The organism is Actinopolymorpha singaporensis (genome assembly GCF_900104745.1).
Taxonomy (GTDB): domain Bacteria; phylum Actinomycetota; class Actinomycetes; order Propionibacteriales; family Actinopolymorphaceae; genus Actinopolymorpha; species Actinopolymorpha singaporensis.
On the sequence record NZ_LT629732.1, the window covers coordinates 173,458 to 191,524 of the forward strand.

The window sequence follows — 18,067 nt, forward strand, 5'->3', positions numbered from 1 at the left end:
GCATGAACGAGCGAACCCCGCCGATCGACTGGCTGCTCGACTCCGACCCGGCGCTGCGGTGGCAGGTCCTGCGTGATTTGACCGACACGCCCGCCGACGCGGTGGCCGCCGAGCGTGCCCGGGTGGCGAGCGAGGGCTGGGGAGCCCGGTTGCTGGCCGCTCGCGACCCGGACGGCCAGTGGATGGGAGGCGCGTGCTTCCCCGGCCGCGGCGAGCCGCCGAAGGACGGCAGCCAACCATGGACGTCGACCCTGCCCGCCATGATGGAGCTGTACGACTTCGGCCTCGACCCGGCCTGCGAGACAGCTCGCGAGATGACCTCGCTGGTCGCCGCGAACTGCCGCTGGGAGTACGACGATCTGCCCTTCTTCGACGGCGAGGTCGAGCCGTGCATCAACGGCCGCACGGTCGCCCTCGGCGCCTACTTCGGCGCCGACGTGAGCCAGATCGTCACTCGCCTGCTCACCGACCAGCTCCCCGACGGCGGATGGAACTGCTGGACCGAACACGGTGCCAAGGTGTCGTCGTTCCACTCGACGATCTGCGTGCTCGAGGGACTGCTGGAGTACGAACGTGCCACCGGCGGATCGGCGGAGCTGCGGGCCGCGCGGCGCGGCGGTGAGGCGTACCTGCTCGAACGCGCGCTGTTCCGCCGGAGAACCACCGGCGAAGTGGTGGACGACGCCTGGTTGTCGTTCTCGTTCCCGACCAGATGGCACTACGACGTGCTCCGTGGGCTGGAGTACTTCCGCGCGGCCGACGTCAGGGACCCACTGCTGGACGAGGCGGTAGAACTCGTACGCTCCAAGCGCCAGGGCGACGGAACGTGGCTGCTGGAGAACACCCATCCCGGCGCGGTGCACTTCCGGCTCGAGGACGGCGACGGTCGGCCGAGCAGATGGAACACCCTGCGGGCGTCCCGGGTGCTCGCCTGGTGGGACCGGCGCGGCTGACGCGTGGCGTCAACCGAAGGCCGAGCGCAGTGACGCGTCCAGCTGACGGATCAGTTCGCCGACCCGGCCACCTCCGCGCGGGGCGGGCGGATAGCGCCGCAGTACTTCCACCACGGCGGGGTCCGCGAGGGACCGGGCCCGTGCGAGGTGGTCGGCGCCGGCGGCCGGATCGTCTCCGGCGGACAGCTCGAACGCCCGTGCCGCATGGGCCGCTGCCCCGAGGATGTGCTTGACCTGGGTGGCTTTCGCCAACGGGTGAAGGAACGCCGCACCCGCCGCCGCGAGCCCCGCCCGAGCAGCTTCAGCTGCCGCAGCCTGTCCTGCGTCGCGCGCCTGCGAAGCCGCGCGCTGGGCCGCCCAGGCGTTGTCCCGCAGTGCCTTGGTTCGCTCGGCCCCGTCCGCGAACGCCTGCGCGGCGTCGATCGCATCTCGTGGGCGTTGGTCGTCCAGGCGTTCACGTTCGAAGATCACCAACGCCGGTCGCGCGCACGCCACGGCGTAACCGGCGACCTCTCGAAGCTCGGCCAGGCTGAGCTCGACCGTCGTGGAGCCGTCCGCCATGGTCATCGGGTCCACACGTCCGCCGGCCGGCGGCCCGGCCGGAACCCGAAGTGCTCGACCATGGCCACGGCTTCGGGGAAGTTGTTGGCGAGTGCTCGTGGTTCGTGCGCGTCACTGCCGAACGTGATCGCGCGGCCGCCCTCCTCGCTCCACCACTGCGGAATCCACGGGCGCAGCTGACCGCCGACATTCATCTCCAGCGCACGCCCGCTGCCTGCCAGCGCGCGCATCGCCTGCCGGAAGCCGTCCTCGAACCGCCTCGGTTCGAACGGCCCGTTCACCTCACGCGGCCAGTAGCGAACGGCGTAGTCGATGTGGGTGAGCACCTCGAAGGCATCGGAACCGTCGACCATGCGGGGCACCTCGGCGAGGTACTCCCAGATCACCTTGTCCGCCGGCCACATCCCATACAGGGTGGGTGGTTCGTGCCGCCGGCCGTCGACCACCAGCGTGTGCAAGGAGCCGTTGACACGATCCAGTTTCGACACGTCCAGTACGTGCGACGCCACCTCCTCGTCAAGGTGCGGTTGCCCGAACTCCACTCCGGTGAGAATCCTCAGGTCGCGGAAACTGCGCCGGCAGCGTTCGATCGACTCGAGGTAGCCGTCGACCTCCAGGGGCGGAGGGACCAGCGTCTGGTCGGGGCCGACCAGACGCTGCAGGTGACCGGCCAGGTCCGTGGGATCGACCTGCCAGCCCACGAAGTCCAGGTGCTCGGTGAACACGACCGCCGATAGGCCGATCCGCGCCGCGCGTGCGCAGGTCCGCTCCATGGTCCCCGCTGCCGGCGAGTCCGGCCCGCCGGTGTCCCAGGAGTACTCGCTGTGTACGTGGGTGTCCGCCGGAAGCGTCATGCGTACGCACCCCCTGCCGATGCCCGCTGGGCAACGCTCACCAGGCGGCGTTCGGGACGTTGCGGCCGAGCAGCGCGGCGAGCCGGTCGATGGCCGGGGCGTCGTCGGCGACCGGCTGCGAGGCACCGAACGGCCCGCGTGGTCCGGTCCGGGCCCTGCCGACGTTCGCCTGCGTGAACGCCAGCTCCTGCTCGGCCAGCGCCTCGGGAAAGTCCGCCGGCTGCCCGGTCGCCTGGGCGAGGTCCCAGCCATGGACGAGAGTTTCGGTGGTCCGCAGGTGTACGAGGGCGGCGCCGGGAACCTGGCCGACCGGCGAGGGATGGATGCGTTCGAGCACCCCGGGCTGTTCGAAGGCCGCGATCAGGTCGTCGAGGGACTGGCTGCCGGCCGCCGGCGGATCGGTGCCGAGCCGGTCGACCTGGCTGAGCCGGGCGCGTTCCTCCGGCGGCGGAAGGTCGGCGCCGCCAAGGACCGCCGCGGTGAGGATGTTCCCGGCGACGAGGTGGTTGAGCAACGTACGGACGTTCCAGTCCGTGCACGGGGTCGGTGCATCCCACTGGTCCGCACGGATGCCGGCCACGATCCGGTTGGTCACCTCGCCTGCTGACCGCAGGGACTGAAGAGCGGCCGTCGTACTCATCCACGGCTCCTTCCGGCGAGCAACGATGATGTGCTCGACAATCTAGGGCAGACCTCCGACAGGACGGTGGCGGTACGCTCCGGTCGATGGCCACGACACATCCGCTCACCGCTGCATCGACCCTGCGCGCGGTCGAGGGCGCGGCGTCGGCCCACCTCGGCCGGCCCTGGACCGCGACCGGCTTCGCCGACCTGGACGACCGAGCGTCCCACCCGTGCGGAATCTTCCGGGGCGAGCCGTTCTCGGTGTTCGTCAAGCTGGACCGGACGCTCGCGGACAGTGAGCAGTTCACCGCGGAGCTACGAGGTCTGGAGCTGCTGCGGCGACGTGCCGGAGTAGGCACTCCCACCCCCGTCGCCACCGGGCAAGTACGTGTTGACACCGGTTCGCTGCTGTTACTGGAAGCGATCCCCGAGGTGTTCCCGCAGGCACGTTCTGCCGAGCAGTGGCGGTCGATCGGCCGGGCACTGGCGACGGTGCACCAGGTGCACGGACAGCGGTTCGGCCTCGCCGAGTTCGACGGGTTCTTCGGACCGCTGCCCCAGGACAACCGTCCGGTCGACACCGGCCTCTGGCCGGACTTCTACGCCGAGCGCCGGGTGTTGCCCCGCCTGCGGCAGGCGGTCGACAGCGGCCATCTACCGCCCGACCTGGCCCGGGACGTCGAACACCTCGTCGGCCGCTTTCCCACACTCTGCGGACCCGAACCCAAACCGACCCTGCTGCACGGCGACGCCCAGCAGAACAACTTCCTGACGCCGAGCATCGTCGCCGGCACGGCAGCCGATGCCGTGCTGCTCGACCCCGCGCCGTCGTTCGGGCATCCGGAGGTCGACCTGGCACTGGTCGACTACTTCGCACCGGTTCCGGAGGACGTCTTCGACGGCTACCGCGAGATCACCCCGATCGACCCGGACTTCGCGCAGCGACGCGAACTGTGGCGGGTGTTCGGCTACCTCGCTGTGATCACGGTGGACGGCGCGTCGGCGTTCGGGCGTCTGTTCGTCGACCGGCTGGCAACGGCGGTCCGTCTCTACCGATAGCGGCGTGCGGCTCAGTCGGCCAGTTTGAACGCCAGGTCGGTCTCCCACCTGTTCAGGTCCGGCTCGTCCTGCGGGTCCGTCAGGTAGATCTCGAGCCGGGCGGCCCAGCGCTCGCCGGCCGGGCTGTCGGTGACGTCCCAGTGCAGGTCCTCGCTGTCGGCCCACCTGAGCAGCGCCCCCGTGGCGTCGACCAGCTCGTCGGGATGGCCGACGTGCCGCAGCGTGGCGTACCGGCCGGCCGGAAGTACTCCGCACCGGACCCGGTCGTCACCGGTGACCTCCTCGGACACGGGTACGCCGACCTCGATCTCCAGGTCGCCGTCCATGTCGATCACGTTGTACTTCCACAGCGGGGCGCCGGCTGGCTCGATGCCGCGTGCCTCGAGCCAGCCGAAGACCTCGGCGTTCAGTGGCGGGAGGGTGGCGGCCATCCGGGTCATCGGGACCGACGCCGTGATCGCGACGTAGGGTTGCGCGGCGCGCTCGACGATCCTGGGCTCGCTGGTCTGCACGGTCGGACCTCCTCCTTCGGCTTCCCCGGATCCCCCCGGAACCGGAAGCAAACCAGACCGGCCGTCGTCGGGTCTACGATTCGGGGACACTCTGCTGGGAGGACTTGTGACGTCCAAGGCCCGCGAACCCGTCATCTCACTCATGCTGGCCGTGCCCGACGCTACGGCCGCAGCGCGGTGGTACGCCAAGGCCGTAGGTGCCCGTGAGTTGTGGAACCTCGGCTCGGTCGTCGGCCTGGAGGTCGAGGGGGCACCGATCTTCCTCGGCGAACCGGAGAAGAACGGCTGGGCCAGTCCCGGCGAGGCCGGCACGACGACCGTCAGGGTGGAGGTCTTCGTGGACGACCCGGACAACTTCGTCGCCCGCGCGGTCGCCGCGGGGGCGAACTGCGACGACCCAGTACGCGACCACCAGATGCCGTGGGGAGCGCACCGCCAGGGCGCCTTCTTCGACCCGTTCGGGCATCGCTGGCTGGTCGGTGACCGCTCTCCGCTTGGCCCGCATCCCACCTGAGCCCGGACAGGTCGGGACGCTCGGCGGCGGGTCAGATTCGCCGTGCCGTCGCCAACCGCACCGGCCGGGTCTGGTCCGTCCACGCGCCGAGCAGCGCGCCACCCTGGTCGTCACCATCGGTGCGGTCCGTGTCGCCGGTGTCCCCGCCCGGAAGATCCACCAGCCGAAAGATCGTGAGCTCCAGCCCGGGGATCCGTACGACCGTGCGTCCGCTGCCGCCGGCGTCACCCTGCTCCCCCACCGCGTTCACGTCCTCGACCGCCTCGACGACCGAGGGAGTCGCACCACGCGTACCGGTCCCCACCACCGAGACGGTGGGCGTACGCCGCTGCGGACCGTCCGCGACGCTGCCCTCGACGAGTTCCTCCGCCTGCACCGCGTGCCCGAGAACCACCGCGGCCAGCGCGGACAGGTAGACCGGATCACCACACCCGTCGTACACCCAGCGCCGGCCCAGGACCGAGTGGTCCATCGTGCCCACCAGGAACGGCTCACCACCGGCGAGCGGGGCGCCCCGGTAGGTCAGCGGGACCTGCACCACCTGGCCGTCTGCAGTGCGAACCAGCAACGTCTCGATGCCCACCTCGCCACGCGGGTCGTCGAACCTGTACGCCCCCACGGAGGCCGGCTTCTCACCCGGCGCTCCGGCACCGGCGAACCAGGTCTGCTTCGGCAACCAATCGCCGAGGAGCTCGAGCTTGGTCGGACGGATCTCGGCTCGGTGGATGACGGCCACGGCGGCTCCTTCGTTCGTACCCGAAACGCCCGATAGGCACCCAAGTCTGCCCCATGCGTAACCCGCCCCCGCAGGGCGATCCTAGGCTCGAAGCGTGCACAGGCTGCGGGATCTCGCCGACCGGACGCCGGCGTCGCGTGAGCGCTACGTCGACCTGTTGCGTGCACTCGCGATCACCGCAGTGGTTCTCGGACACTGGCTGCTCAGCGTCGTCACCTACGACACCCACGGACGGCTCACCGGACACTCCGCGCTGGAGTCGTTGCCGTGGGCGTACCCGATCACCTGGGTGGCGCAGGTGATGCCGATCTTCTTCGTGGTCGGTGGGTACGCCAATGCCGCTTCCCTGCAGGCCCATCGCCGACAGGGCGAGAACGCCACCGACTGGCTCCTCGGCCGCACCGGCCGGCTGGTCTCGCCGACCTCGGCATTGCTGGTGACGCTCGCCGCTGCCGGCCTGGTGGCCAACCTGGCGGGAGTCCGGTGGATGGGGCTCTCGCCCGGCCTGGTGCGGTTCGGAGTCTGGGTGGCATCGATCCCACTGTGGTTCCTCACCGCGTACCTGCTGGTTGTCCTGTTGGCCCCGACGATGTACCGCCTGCACCGGCGGTTCGGCGTCCGGGTGGTCCTCGTCCTCATCGTGCTGGTCGCCGTGGGCGACGTTGCGCGGCTGGCGGGCTCGGAGTCGATGGCCGCCGGCAACTTCGTCTTCGGCTGGCTGGTCATCCACCAACTGGGCTTCTTCTGGCGGGACGGGCAACTTCCCGACACCCCGCGGGTGTGGATCCCCTTGCTGGTGGGCGGTTTCGGCGTGCTGGCGTTGCTGACACTCGTCGGCCCGTATCCGGTCAGCATGATCGACGTGACCGGACAGCACCCGCACAACGCGTCTCCGCCCACGCTCGCGCTCCTCGCCGCCGCGACCATGCAACTCGGCCTGGTCCTGATGCTGCGCAGACCCGCCGAACGCTGGCTTCACCGGCCGAGTCCGTGGCTCCTGGTGGTGGCGGTGAACTCCGTGGTGCTGACGATCTTCCTGTGGCACATGAGCGCGGTAGTTGTGCTCGTCGGCGTACTCGACGCTCTGCACGTCCTGCCCACCCCGGCGGTGGCGACCCTCCCCTGGTGGCTGTGGCGACTGCCGTGGCTGGTCATGCTGTCCGCGTCGCTGGCCCTTCTGGTGGCGATCTTCGGACGCCTGGAGACCCGGCCACGTCCTCGCCCCACCGAGACCCCGCGCGGTCTGCCGGACGGCGTGGCCCGCACTGTGAGCCGCACGGCACCACGCCTCGTCCTCGCCGCCTCGGGATACGTGGCCGTCATGCTCGGCCTGCTCGACAACAACCTCGCGCCGAACACCCATGCGTACCTGTTCGGCATGCCGGCCGGGGGACTCCTGTGCTACTTGCTCGGCGCGGGCACGCTGCGACTGCTCCGCTCGGTTGCGACGACCTCCGTCAGCCGGGAGAAGCCGTCCGAACCATGACCGGCCCGGATCGCCCGCCGGGCGACGTCGAGGGCGGCGCGGTCCTCGGTCAACTGTGGGCAGCCTGGCCGGAACGCCGCTCGCCGGAGTGCCGATAGCCGGAGTGCCGATGGCCGGGAGGACCCTCAGTGCCGTCGCCGCCGGCGGGCAGGTCGCGATCGAGATGGTCGGCGTGGAAGAGGCCCTGGGTGAGCAGCCGGCGTACGTGCTCGTCGGCCGCGGTGTAGTAGACGAACGTGCCTTCGCGGCGCCCCCGCACCAGCCCGGCGAGGCGGAGCTTGGCCAGGTGCTGGCTGACCGCCGTCGGGGTGGCGTCGGCGAGTTCGGCGAGACAGGCGACCGACGACTCACCCTGCAGAAGCGCCCAGAGGATCCTGATCCGGGTCGGATCGGACAACAGCCGGAACGACTCCGCGGCCAGGTGGACCTGCTCGTCGTTGGGCATGTCGAAGTCCGGCAGCGACTCGTGCATGGCGCCAGCATAGTCCCGTACCTTCATACCTGCGTGTATGCGCAGGTATGCTGCCACGGTGACCGTCGACGTCAACTCCTCCCCCGCCGGGTCCGCCGCGGCATCCGACTCCCACGACACCGCCCAGGCCTGGGCGGTAGGGCAACCTTCGCGCTGGTGGCACGGCATCTGGTCGCTGCCGGAGGTGCGCTGGGCGGTGATCGCGACCACATTCTTCGCCGTGGGCGGGATCTGCCACCTGGCCGGGGCACCGGCCTGGCTGTGGTGGGGGCTGTACCTCACCTGCTACGCCGCCGGCGGCTGGGAGCCGGGCCTCGCCGGACTCCGTGCGCTGCGGGACAAGACCCTGGACGTCGACCTGCTGATGGTCGCCGCGGCGATCGGCGCCGCCTCGATCGGCCAGGTCTTCGACGGCGCCTTGCTGATCGTCATCTTCGCCACTTCCGGGGCGCTGGAGGCGGTGGCCACCAAACGCACCGAGGACTCGGTACGCGGGTTGCTGGACCTCACGCCTGAGCGCGCCACCTGGCTGCGGCTCACCGAACAGCCCAAGGGTGCCGAAGGCAGCAGGGAGGCGTACGGCAACGCCGTGGAGGAACAGGTCGAGGCCGCCTCGCTGCGGGTGGGCGACGTGATCCTGGTCCGCCCGGGCGAGCGGATCGGCGCGGACGGCCAGGTCGTCGTCGGCGCCAGCGCGGTCGACCAGGCGAGCATCACCGGCGAGAGCATCCCGGTGGACAAGCGCCCTGGAGACGAGGTCTTCGCAGGTACGTCGAACGGCACCGGCGCCCTGCACGTACGGGTGAGCCGCCCGGCGGCGGAGACGGTGATCGCGCGCATCGTCGCCATGGTCGAAGAGGCCAGTGCCACCAAGGCGCGCACCCAGCTGTTCATCGAGAAGGTCGAGCAGCGTTACTCCGTCGCGATGGTCGCGGCCACGGTGGCGTTGTTCGCGCTGCCGCTGCTGTGGGGCGTCGCGTTGCAGGACAGCCTCCTGCGTGCCATGACGTTCATGATCGTCGCCTCGCCCTGCGCGGTGGTGCTTGCAACGATGCCGCCGCTGCTGGCCGCCATCGCGACCGCCGGGCGGCACGGGGTACTGGTGAAGTCGGCGGTGGTGATGGAACAGCTCGGCACCGTCGACCGGATCGCGTTCGACAAGACCGGCACGCTGACCGAAGGCCGCCCGCATCTGACCGGCGTACGGGTTCTGCCTGGTGGCCACCTCACCGAGGAACGCCTGCTGGCGTTGGCGGCCACCGCCGAGCAGTACTCCGAACACCCGCTGGGCGCGGCCGTGGTGCGGGCGGCTCGCGACGCGGGCCTGCCGCTCGGAACCCTGGCGGACTTCACCTCCGAGCCCGGCCGGGGCGTCCGCGCGCGGGTGGACGGACTCACGGTCGAGGTGAGCAGCCCCGCGCACCCCACGTCCGCCGGCGTGCGGTCCGACGACAGCGCTGTGCGTACCGTCGCCACCGAACTCCAGGACGCGGGTCACACCGCTGTGGTCGTACGCGTGAACGACGTGCCCGTAGGCGTACTGGCCCTGGCCGACCGGATGCGCCCCGGTGCGCCCGAGGCGGTCACCCACCTCACCGAACTGACCGGGACCGCACCGGTCCTGCTGACCGGTGACAACGCCCGGGCCGCGAACCGGCTGGCCGGGCAGGTGGGGATCACCGGCGTCCGCGCGGATCTGCTGCCCGCCGACAAGGTGGCGGCGGTCCACGAACTCCAGGGCGACGGAACCCGGATCGGACTGGTCGGCGACGGTGTGAACGACGCACCCGCACTGGCGACCGCACACACCGGCATCGCCATGGGACGCGCCGGGGCCGACCTCGCCCTGGACACCGCCGACGCCGTGGTGACCCGCGACGAACTGGCGGGGATCCCCGCGGTGATCGCGTTGGCGCGGCGGGCCCGCCGACTGGTGGCCGCCAACCTCGTCATCGCCGCGGCGTTCATCGCCGTCCTGGTGGCGTGGGACCTGCTCGGCGACCTGCCGCTGCCGCTCGGCGTCGCGGGCCACGAGGGTTCGACGGTGATCGTCGGCCTCAACGGCCTGCGCCTGTTGCGCGGCGCCGCCTGGCAGCGAGCCCTGCGCGTCGGCGCCCAGCGCAGCTGAGTGGTCAGCCCTTGTTCGAGCGGCTCCAGTCGCGGACGGCGTCCCGCATCCGGTCGAACACCGCGACCGGCGGTCCGAGCAGCATGTTCCCCACCGCGGACTCACCGGCCGCGGGGTGCGGACGGGTCGGCGCGATCGCCTCGGCAGCTCGCAACGCTCCGGCCATCTTGCGCAGCTCGTCCTCCGACACCGCCTTGCGCAGCTGGGAGAACTCCTCGCGTTCCTCGTGGTCGGCGTGCGCGCTCACCGCCTCGGCGAGTTCGGCCAGCTTCCCGTCGAACTCCGGGTGGTCCACGCCGAGGTCGTGGAGGTGGGCGAGCTCCTCCTTCGCCTCGGACTCCTCCTTCAGCCGGCCCGCGACCACCTTCTCACCGGAGGGGATCTTCTCCCGGGAGGCCGGGTGGACGATCTCCTCCTCGGCGGTCTCGTGCACCGCGAGCAGCCGCACCAGGTCCGAGAACAACTCCTCCTTGCGCTTCCCGCGCGCTTTCTGCACCTTCGCGAAGAGGTCGCGGATCTGCTCGTGCTGCTCGAGCAGCAGGTCGACGACGTTCTGTTGCCTGGTGTCGGTCATAGCGTTCGTCCTCATTCATGTCGGGGAGACCGCCGGGCCCAGGTGCCCGCACCGCGACCAAGCGCGGCTACGGCGGGGGTCGAAGACACCGGCACGTTCTCCCATGGCGTACCACCGGCACCGCCAGCCAAACGGAACGGCGCAGTCCTGCGACTTTCAGGCCACCCACACGAGGTCGGCCGGCCACGGAAACGTTTCCGGACACCGGCCGGTACCGCGTTTCCTCCACGCCTGCCAGCTGCGTTCGGGCGCGACCTGAACGACTGGAACGCCCTCCGGGCCGGGCACGACGTCCGAGGCCGCCCGGTGACCATGGGTGTAGTGGGCGGTCTCGTTCTCCTCGTCCACGTCGATGAGGACGACCCGCCGGCCGGCCAGATGCGGCTCGGTGACCGCGGGGCGGGGCCCCTTCGGGCCGGTCACCTCACCGCCGGGTCTCGCCGACTCCGGTTCCGGGCCCGGTTCCGGCTGATCTGGGCCTTCCGAATGATCCGGCCGGTTGGTGGCGGCCAGGTCTGCCACAGCCGATTCCCCCATACAACTCGACGCCGCGGCGGGTGCCGCTCGGCTGCTGCTCAACCGAACCTCCTGTACCCACACCGATCGGGATCAATCGTGCGGACGCGGAGGTCGGACGGAGTGCATCACGTGGGCCGGACACCTACCGGGCGGTTGCCATCCATTGATCTGCTGTCCCTTCGGGCGAGTGCGCGCAGGCTGGAGGTAGGCGTTCAACCGCGTAGGGGGATCTCGTGAACAGTACACAGACAGACCAGGAACGACAGGGATTCTGGGCACGGCCGAGCGTCCGCCGGGCGGCGAAGTTCGCCGTCGTCGCCTTGATCGCGTTGGTCTTCATCTTCGAGAACACCGCGATCACCACGGTCAGGCTGCTCGTACCGGAGGTGACGATGCCGCTGTGGGGTGCCCTCCTCATCGCCTGGGTGCTCGGCCTGCTGGCGGGCACGCTCAGCATCCGCCGCCGCCGCTGAACCTCCGATCCGCCGACGGTCCGCTCTCCGGGACCGGCGTTCACCGAGATCGGGTCGTTCGGCAGGTGTCGGCAGACCTGCGGCTCTGCCTGCCGGCGATCACCGATGCTCACGATGGCCCTACCGCGTCGACCGGCGCAGGGCCGCGTCGACGGTCGCCCGCGGATCGGAGACGAGCAATGTTCTGGTACGGCGCCGGCATGGGCTGGTGGGGCTACGTACTCATGACGATCAGCATGATCGTGTTCTGGGGCCTGCTGATCGCCGGAGTGGTGGCACTGGTCCGGTACGCCGGCCGCGGCCCGCTGATCGGCCCGGGCGGTGAACAGCCGCGCGTTCCCGCACAGGGGCAGGCTCCGGCCCCGCACGCGCCGCCGCCGGCCACGCGTCCGACTCCGGACGATGTTCTGGCCGAGCGCTTCGCCCGCGGCGAGATCGACGAGGACGAGTACCGCCATCGGCTCGACGTCCTCCACGCGACCGGATCCGCCTCCGCGCGGCACTGATCCGACGCGACCGAATCTCCAAGTGCCACCGAGGGTTCGGCGGTTCTCGTGCCACGGCATCGAGGTCGCCGCCGGCCGTCAGGTGTTCGTTGACACCTGCACGGTCACCGATGACCTCGACCACTGGACAGCTGCATGCCTGAGTTGACATACCGGAAGCCGCACACAGATGCCTACCATGGAAGGAGCCGTGACTCCATGGCATCAATGGGGAGAGCATCATGGACTACCCACTTCTCAACGCATTTCTCACCATGTTCTGGTTGTTTCTGTGGATCCTGTGGATCTTCCTTCTGGTGAAGGTGATCACCGACATCTTCCGCAGCCAGGACCTCGGCGGCTGGGGCAAGGCCGGCTGGACACTGTTCGTCATCGTGTTGCCGTTCCTCGGAGTCTTCGTGTACCTCGTCGCGCACGGCCGCGAGATGAGCGAGCGCGAGATGACCCGGGCCAGGGAGCAGGAACAGGCGATCCAGGAGTACGTCCGGTCGACGGCGCGGGTACCCAGCCAGGCCGACGAGTTGGGCAAGCTCGCCCAACTGCGCGACCACGGCGACATCTCCGATGCGGAGTTCCAGCAGGCGAAGGCGAAGATCCTCACCTGACCCGGGGTGGCCAGGGGCCGGGCGATCGCCGGGATCAGTCCGGTGAGCTTGTCTGCCGGCCGCCCCCGTGCGCGTACTGGTCCGCGTTGTCGTGGGCGGGATGGGCCCGGCCGGCGGGCCCCGCCGCGAACGCCCTGAGCAGGTTGGCCGTGACAACTTCGACGAACCGCCAGGTGCGGGCCTCGAAGCGCTTGGAGTGCGACAGGGCCGGAACCCACCGCAAGGTGCCCGTGGCGAAGACTCCGGCCCCCGAGTCGTCGGTGTAGTAGGAGGAGTTGGCCCAGGTACTTCGCGCCGAACCACACTGGACCGCTGAGTTGGAGAGGATCTCGATCGGCCGTGGTGTCGGATAGCTCAGGTCCAGGCGGTCGGACTCCACGCCCACCAGATGGGGAAAACTTGAGCCCTTGCGCACTCCGGTCCTGACGAACAACCAGTTCTTCGGGTTGACCACGACGAAGGCGGCGTCGGCCGGGAAACAGTCGTAGACCAGGCCGGTGAGTTCGCTTTCCGGCCGCGGGTCAGGTGGCAGCCGCCAGTCCTGCGTCGTGTCCGTCGGATCCCGCTTCCGCATCGGGTCCTCCGAGTCGGACTTGAAGCAGACCACCAGCCGGTTCGAACCGTGCGGCGTCCCGGCGAACCGGATGTGCCGGAAAACGGCGTTCGCGCCGAGGAACGCGAGGTTCGTGCCCGCGTCGCGCGCCCGGATCGCGTTGTCCCGCATCGCCTTCGACCAGTACTCGTCGTGGCCCAGACTGATGACCGCCCGCGCGCCGGCGAGGAGTTTCGGCTCCGTCGCGAGTTCCACGTCGGTGATGTAGGCCAGCGGGAGGTTCATCCGCTCCGCGAACACGACCGCGGCACGCTCCCCGGTCATGAACCGCGAGATGCCGGCGTCGTCGTAGGGCCGGTCGAAGCTCACCGCCCGGGACCGGTCCGCGAACCCGGTCGGTCCCTGGTAGAGGTCGTAGCCACCCCACAGGTTGTACGCCTGCCAGGTGGTGACCGCGTTGACCAGCACCACCTTCCCGCGCGTTTCGGTGGAGCGGACCGTGACCGGGACGTAGCGCTCGTACCCCGCGGTCGAGATCAGCTTGATCAGGTAGTTGCCCTCCGGCCAGCCTGTCGTCCGGACCGTCATCGACGGTTTCCACGCTGCAGCGGTCACGGTGTTGAGCGGCCGCGTCACGACCGGATGCGCCTGCCGGTGCCCTCGCATCGCCGGAGACCGCCACACCTCCCGGCCGCCGGTGCCGCCGTACCATCCGATCCGGTACGCCACGGCCCGGAAGCCGTCGGCGGTCGTGGAGACGAAGAGCCGGAAGGACTCACCGGGCCGAACCGCGATCCGGTCGGCGTATCCCTCGATCGCCGCATTCGGCCCCTTCTTGTCAAGCTTCCATTGCGTCGTCCCGGGCCGGGAGTTCTCGACCTCGGCCGCGGGGCGGGCTGGAGTCGGCTTCGCGGACGCGCCACGGCCGGGTGACGGCGAGGACTTCGGGCCGGCCGCACCCGAACACCCCGCCGTCACCAGGACGAGGGCCGCCAGTGCCAGCCAGGCGACCGCACCTCCAGTTCGCCGACACCTCGCAGCCACCGACGCCGCCCCCGATCACGAGTCACGATCCAAAGATCACTCATCGCGTCGATACCCATTCGGTGCGGCACTCACCCGTCGCCCCGGCCGGTCCGGTCAGCCCCGGTCAGGCCCGGTCAGGCCCGACCAGGCCCAGTCAGCTCCTGTCAGGCCCAGTCGGTCAGCCGACTCGTCCGGCGAGCGTGACGAACGAGTGCGGTGGCAACTCGACCGTCAACCCGACACCGAACGCACCGGCCTCCCGATCCGCCACGGTGAAGCCGTCGAACGACGCCGGCACCACGGCGTCCGGTTCCCCGGGCCGGTTGTGGCCGTCGATCGCGGCGGCTGTGAGGATCCTGCCGGTGAGGTCGGCGACGACGCCGCCGCGCAGGTCGAAGTTGACAGTGACGGGCTCGCCGGCGTCGAGGTTCGTCAACGACACCAGCAGGTCGCCGTCCTTGACGCTGGCCGACACCGAGAGCGTCTCGAGTTCACCCCGCAGCTCGCCCTCGCCGTACGCCCGCGACGTCCCCTCCGTGGACAGGTGCACCGAAAGGTTGTGGGCGTCCTGGTGCCCCTTGTTCATCTCGAACACGTGGTAGGTCGGGGTCCGGACGAGCTGGTTCCCCTCGGTGAGCAGCATCGCCTGCAACACGTTGACCGTCTGCGCGATGTTGGCCATCACCACCCGGCGGGCGTGCTGGTGGAAGATGTCGAACGTCACGCTGGCGACCAGCGCGTCGCGCAGGGTGTTCTGCTGGAACAGGAAGCCCGGGTTCGTTCCCGGCTCGACGTCCCACCAGGTGCCCCACTCGTCGACCACCAGGCCGACCTGTGCTCCGGAGTCGTAACAGTCCATCACCCGGGAGTGCCCGGCGAGGATCTCGTCCATCGCCCGGGCAGCGGCCAGTGTGCGGTAGTAGTCGTCCTCGGTGAAGTCGGTGGCGCTTCCCTTGGCGTGCCACGGCCCGGCCAGGGTGTAGTAGTGGAGCGAGATTCCCTGGTAGTAACCCCGCGGCCGGTTGGTGCAGCCCAGTGGGTTGAGCGCCTTCATCAGCGCCTCGGTCCAGGCGTAGTCGCGGTCGTGGGCGCCCGCGGCGATCCGGTAGAGCTTGTTGCCGGCCTGGTCGCGGCAGTACGTCGCATACCTACGGGCCAGGTCGGCGTAGTGCTCGGCTCGCATGTTGCCGCCGCAACCCCAGGCCTCGTTCCCGATTCCCCAGAACGGCACCCGCCAGGGGGCCTCGCGCCCGTTCGCCCTGCGCAGGCGAACCATCGGGTTGTCTCCGTCGCGGGTGAGGTACTCGACCCACTCGCTCATCTCGCGCACGGTGCCGCTGCCGACGTTGCCGTTGACGTACGGCTCCGCGCCGAGCAGCTCACACAGCGCCATGAACTCGTGCGTGCCGAAGTGGTTGTTCTCCTCGACGTCGCCCCAGTTGGTGTTGATCATCGTGGGGCGTTCGTCCTTGGGGCCGATGCCGTCCTTCCAGTGGTACTCGTCGGCGAAACAGCCACCCGGCCACCTCAGGTTGGGGATGTTCAGCGCACGCAGCGCCTCCACCACGTCGAGGCGAATCCCAGCCTCGTTGGGGATGTCGGAGTCCGGCCCGACGTAGAAGCCGCCGTAGATGCAACGGCCGAGGTGCTCGGCGAAGTGCCCGTACAGGTGTCTGCTGATCTGTGGCCCGGGCAGGTCGACGTTGACAACGGCGCGGGCTGTGCGTCGCGTAGGCATGGTGCAGCCTATCGACGGGCCATCCGGCGGCTAGCCCTCCGTCGTGGCCGTGTCCGGCACCGCCGAACCCTCCGGCACCGCAAGGAACTCGATCACCGCCATCGCCAGCGCGACCGCGACGGCGAGCCACCAGACGACCACGGCCGTCGGCTCGTTCCACAGCACGAAGATCAGGGCGGCCACGACGACGGCGGCGATCCGGGCCACCGTGCGGTAGGCGTACACCCAAGGCCCCACCGGCCCGGTGCGCAGTCCGATCGACTCCGACTTGCTGCCGCCGGCCAGTCCGAGGCCGGCAGCGACCAGCATCCGGCGATGGCCGCGGGCGAGGAAGACACCGAGTCCGAGGAACACCACCGCCAGCACGGGCAACGCGACCCCCAGGCGGTTGAGCAGCGTGTAGCCCCGCTGCGCCTTGACGAGCTGTTTGCTCTGGGCCACCGGGATGCTCGGGTTGATGTTCGGAAGCTGGTTGACGATGGTCAGTCCACGGCTGGCCAGATCCTTCTTCGCCACGTCGATGAACGGCCCGAGTTGCAGGTTCACCGTGCTGCCCGACACGACCACCGCCTTCGACTGACCGACAGGACCTTCACCATCTGCTGGTGCGCGGTCGTGTTCACCTGCACCCACACGTGCGCGAACTGGTCACTGCGTACGACGTCGTGGAGCCGGGACCGCACGAAACCGTGGATGCCGTCCGTCATCGGACCGACCAGCGCCTTCAGCCGATCGGCGACCAGCGGCGGGAAACCGGCGCGAGAGGTCAACGCGCTGACCGCCTGACCGATCAGCCGGTCGACCTGGAGCGGGGGGAAGATCGCATCGGTCGCCTTGGTCGCGACCGTGTTCTGGGCGGCTGGTTCCCTCGCCAGCGGGGCAACGGTCTGGATGTACCTCTGCGTGTCGGTGACCTCGGTCCTGACCCAGGCCCCTGCCACCGCTATCGGTGCGAGCAGGCTGCCCAGCACCACCAGGACGACGGCCACCGGCCCATCGCAACCTCCGGCCGCCACGGCCACCAGGACAGACGACCGCACGCGCGCTTCCCCGTCGGCGACTTCCATCTTCCGCGCCCGACGGCCCGGGTGAGCAGAGCCGAAGGTCCGTCAGCGGGCCGCCGCCCAGCGGGCAGGGTCACGAGGAACGCCACCACCTCGGCCGGCTGGACCTCGCATACCTCGTCAACCTCGCATTGTCAGCGAGCGACGGCGAGCTCGGCGCTGTCGGCCGGTCGGAGCAACTTCGCCAGCGTCGGCGCCTCGGTGCGCAGCCACTCCTCCACCATGGACGCCGGGTCGGCGAGGACACCCTCCTCGACCGCGAAGGCTCGGGTGGGTGTGCTCGCCCCCAACTCCACCAACAGCGGCCGCAGGTGGACGTCGGCGACCAGCCGGTGGATCGGGGCACCTGCCACCGTCACCGGCACCGCCGCCACCCCGCTCAGCGCGCCACCGCCGAGGCGGTCGAGGAACGACTTGAGCAGTCCGGTGTAGCTCGCCTTGTAGACGGGTGTGGCGACCGCCAGCACCGAGGCGGAGGTAACTGTCGTCAACGCTTCGTCGACCGCCGGGCCGCCGTCGAGGACCGCACCGCCGAACTCCGCCAGGTCGATCACCCCAAGGGCGGCGGCGGGCAGTCCGAGGGAGTCCACCAGCCGCGAGGCGAGGTACTCGGTCAGCTCGCGAGTACGGGAGTTCCTGCGTGGGTTGCCGACCAGGGCGACCACGGACGCGGCCGTGTCGGCGACGGGCGAGGGTGTCACGAGTCCTCCATGGGTCTCGGTACGAGAACAGTCGTCTCAGCTTTCGGATACCATAGTAATCCAGTAGGAATTAGTCGCTATGGTGATTGTCATGTGGGCAGCGCTCCTCCTCACCCAACGGCGTGAGATCGACCTGATGCACGTCGCCAGCGCGACCTGTCGCTGACGTCCGGACGGGTTCGTTCGGCGGAACCCCTCTCCCGCACCATCGCGCACCACCTCACCAGTCGTCCGGCGTCCGTCCGCCACCGCGATCTCGGCTGCGGAGGCCGGTCACCCCTGTCCCGGCTGACCGAACCGGACGGCTCACCCAGCAAGCCACAACCCAGCTGGGCGGAACCGGCTGGGCGAAGCCGGCGCCAGCTCGTTCCATCACCTCGCACCGACGGCCGGTCGTGAAGCCATGCCC

General features: G+C 70.0%; 21 protein-coding genes. 8 read left to right on the forward strand and 13 right to left on the reverse strand.

From position 1 onward, the window contains the following. The first annotated feature begins 2 nt into the window (after positions 1-2). Positions 3-953, forward strand: coding sequence for a hypothetical protein (locus tag BLU27_RS00845; RefSeq protein ID WP_092649632.1), 951 nt, complete (start codon positions 3-5; stop codon positions 951-953). A gap of 9 nt (positions 954-962) precedes the next feature. On the opposite strand, the gene BLU27_RS00850 is transcribed toward BLU27_RS00845, so the two are convergent. The 3 genes from BLU27_RS00850 to BLU27_RS00860 are packed head-to-tail and all read right to left on the reverse strand — an operon-like array spanning position 963 to position 3,008. Beyond that, positions 963-1,520 carry a putative immunity protein gene (locus BLU27_RS00850; protein WP_241827710.1) on the reverse strand — a complete coding sequence of 186 codons (558 nt, stop codon included), beginning with the start codon at positions 1,518-1,520 and terminating at the stop codon, positions 963-965. Next, positions 1,517-2,368, reverse strand: a complete 852-nt coding sequence (locus tag BLU27_RS00855; protein WP_092649634.1) for a PHP domain-containing protein — start codon at positions 2,366-2,368, stop codon at positions 1,517-1,519. Before BLU27_RS00855 ends, BLU27_RS00850 begins: the two co-directional genes overlap by 4 nt. Positions 2,369-2,405: 37 nt before the next feature. Continuing rightward, positions 2,406-3,008: a TIGR03086 family metal-binding protein gene (locus tag BLU27_RS00860; protein ID WP_092649636.1), complete on the reverse strand. Its 603-nt coding sequence runs from the start codon at positions 3,006-3,008 to the stop codon at positions 2,406-2,408. A gap of 86 nt (positions 3,009-3,094) precedes the next feature. Here BLU27_RS00860 and BLU27_RS00865 point away from each other — a divergent pair, with 86 nt between their 5' ends. Next, positions 3,095-4,051: a fructosamine kinase family protein gene (locus tag BLU27_RS00865; RefSeq protein WP_092649638.1), complete on the forward strand. Its 957-nt coding sequence runs from the start codon at positions 3,095-3,097 to the stop codon at positions 4,049-4,051. 11 nt (positions 4,052-4,062) lie between these two features. Here the strand turns inward: BLU27_RS00865 and BLU27_RS00870 are convergent, their stop codons facing one another. Then, entirely contained in the window at positions 4,063-4,563 is a 501-nt protein-coding gene (locus BLU27_RS00870; RefSeq protein WP_241827711.1) for a GyrI-like domain-containing protein, read from the reverse strand. 106 nt (positions 4,564-4,669) lie between these two features. Here BLU27_RS00870 and BLU27_RS00875 point away from each other — a divergent pair, with 106 nt between their 5' ends. Further along, a complete protein-coding gene (locus BLU27_RS00875; protein WP_241827712.1) occupies positions 4,670-5,077 on the forward strand; it encodes a VOC family protein in 408 nt (135 codons plus the stop codon). Positions 5,078-5,108: 31 nt separating this feature from the next. Here the strand turns inward: BLU27_RS00875 and BLU27_RS00880 are convergent, their stop codons facing one another. Further along, positions 5,109-5,813 carry a CG0192-related protein gene (locus BLU27_RS00880; protein WP_092649644.1) on the reverse strand — a complete coding sequence of 235 codons (705 nt, stop codon included), beginning with the start codon at positions 5,811-5,813 and terminating at the stop codon, positions 5,109-5,111. A 94-nt stretch (positions 5,814-5,907) separates the two neighbouring features. Here BLU27_RS00880 and BLU27_RS00885 point away from each other — a divergent pair, with 94 nt between their 5' ends. Beyond that, entirely contained in the window at positions 5,908-7,299 is a 1,392-nt protein-coding gene (locus BLU27_RS00885; protein ID WP_092649646.1) for an acyltransferase family protein, read from the forward strand. Positions 7,300-7,348: 49 nt separating this feature from the next. Here the strand turns inward: BLU27_RS00885 and BLU27_RS00890 are convergent, their stop codons facing one another. Next, the gene (locus BLU27_RS00890; protein ID WP_092649648.1) at positions 7,349-7,771 is read right to left on the reverse strand and encodes an ArsR/SmtB family transcription factor; all 423 of its coding nucleotides are present in this window, start codon (positions 7,769-7,771) and stop codon (positions 7,349-7,351) included. 58 nt (positions 7,772-7,829) lie between these two features. Here BLU27_RS00890 and BLU27_RS00895 point away from each other — a divergent pair, with 58 nt between their 5' ends. Next, a complete protein-coding gene (locus BLU27_RS00895; protein WP_277869266.1) occupies positions 7,830-9,899 on the forward strand; it encodes a heavy metal translocating P-type ATPase in 2,070 nt (689 codons plus the stop codon). A 4-nt stretch (positions 9,900-9,903) separates the two neighbouring features. Here the strand turns inward: BLU27_RS00895 and BLU27_RS00900 are convergent, their stop codons facing one another. Both BLU27_RS00900 and BLU27_RS00905 read right to left on the reverse strand, forming a co-directional pair. Next, complete coding sequence (locus BLU27_RS00900; RefSeq protein ID WP_092649652.1) at positions 9,904-10,473, reverse strand: hemerythrin domain-containing protein; 570 nt, start codon at positions 10,471-10,473, stop codon at positions 9,904-9,906. Between the two features lie 156 nt (positions 10,474-10,629). Next, positions 10,630-10,896 carry a hypothetical protein gene (locus BLU27_RS00905; RefSeq protein WP_157728131.1) on the reverse strand — a complete coding sequence of 89 codons (267 nt, stop codon included), beginning with the start codon at positions 10,894-10,896 and terminating at the stop codon, positions 10,630-10,632. Between the two features lie 329 nt (positions 10,897-11,225). Here BLU27_RS00905 and BLU27_RS00910 point away from each other — a divergent pair, with 329 nt between their 5' ends. From BLU27_RS00910 to BLU27_RS00920, 3 genes are all read left to right on the forward strand, one after another. Then, positions 11,226-11,465: a LapA family protein gene (locus tag BLU27_RS00910; RefSeq protein ID WP_092649656.1), complete on the forward strand. Its 240-nt coding sequence runs from the start codon at positions 11,226-11,228 to the stop codon at positions 11,463-11,465. Between the two features lie 179 nt (positions 11,466-11,644). Beyond that, positions 11,645-11,971 carry an SHOCT domain-containing protein gene (locus BLU27_RS00915; protein ID WP_092649658.1) on the forward strand — a complete coding sequence of 109 codons (327 nt, stop codon included), beginning with the start codon at positions 11,645-11,647 and terminating at the stop codon, positions 11,969-11,971. Positions 11,972-12,192: 221 nt separating this feature from the next. After that, complete coding sequence (locus BLU27_RS00920) at positions 12,193-12,576, forward strand: SHOCT domain-containing protein (RefSeq protein ID WP_092649660.1); 384 nt, start codon at positions 12,193-12,195, stop codon at positions 12,574-12,576. A gap of 34 nt (positions 12,577-12,610) precedes the next feature. Here the strand turns inward: BLU27_RS00920 and BLU27_RS00925 are convergent, their stop codons facing one another. The 5 genes from BLU27_RS00925 to BLU27_RS00945 all read right to left on the reverse strand — a co-directional run bounded on the left by BLU27_RS00925 (position 12,611) and on the right by BLU27_RS00945 (position 17,658). Then, positions 12,611-14,173 carry a N,N-dimethylformamidase beta subunit family domain-containing protein gene (locus BLU27_RS00925; protein ID WP_092649662.1) on the reverse strand — a complete coding sequence of 521 codons (1,563 nt, stop codon included), beginning with the start codon at positions 14,171-14,173 and terminating at the stop codon, positions 12,611-12,613. Positions 14,174-14,333: 160 nt separating this feature from the next. After that, a complete protein-coding gene (locus BLU27_RS00930; protein ID WP_092649664.1) occupies positions 14,334-15,893 on the reverse strand; it encodes an alpha-N-arabinofuranosidase in 1,560 nt (519 codons plus the stop codon). 30 nt (positions 15,894-15,923) lie between these two features. Then, positions 15,924-16,454: a hypothetical protein gene (locus tag BLU27_RS00935; RefSeq protein WP_157728132.1), complete on the reverse strand. Its 531-nt coding sequence runs from the start codon at positions 16,452-16,454 to the stop codon at positions 15,924-15,926. Further along, positions 16,436-16,933, reverse strand: a complete 498-nt coding sequence (locus BLU27_RS00940; RefSeq protein WP_157728133.1) for a hypothetical protein — start codon at positions 16,931-16,933, stop codon at positions 16,436-16,438. The genes BLU27_RS00935 and BLU27_RS00940 overlap by 19 nt, the downstream gene beginning before the upstream one ends. 158 nt (positions 16,934-17,091) lie before the next feature. Beyond that, entirely contained in the window at positions 17,092-17,658 is a 567-nt protein-coding gene (locus BLU27_RS00945; RefSeq protein WP_197681625.1) for an NADPH-dependent FMN reductase, read from the reverse strand. Positions 17,659-18,067 lie beyond the last annotated feature (409 nt).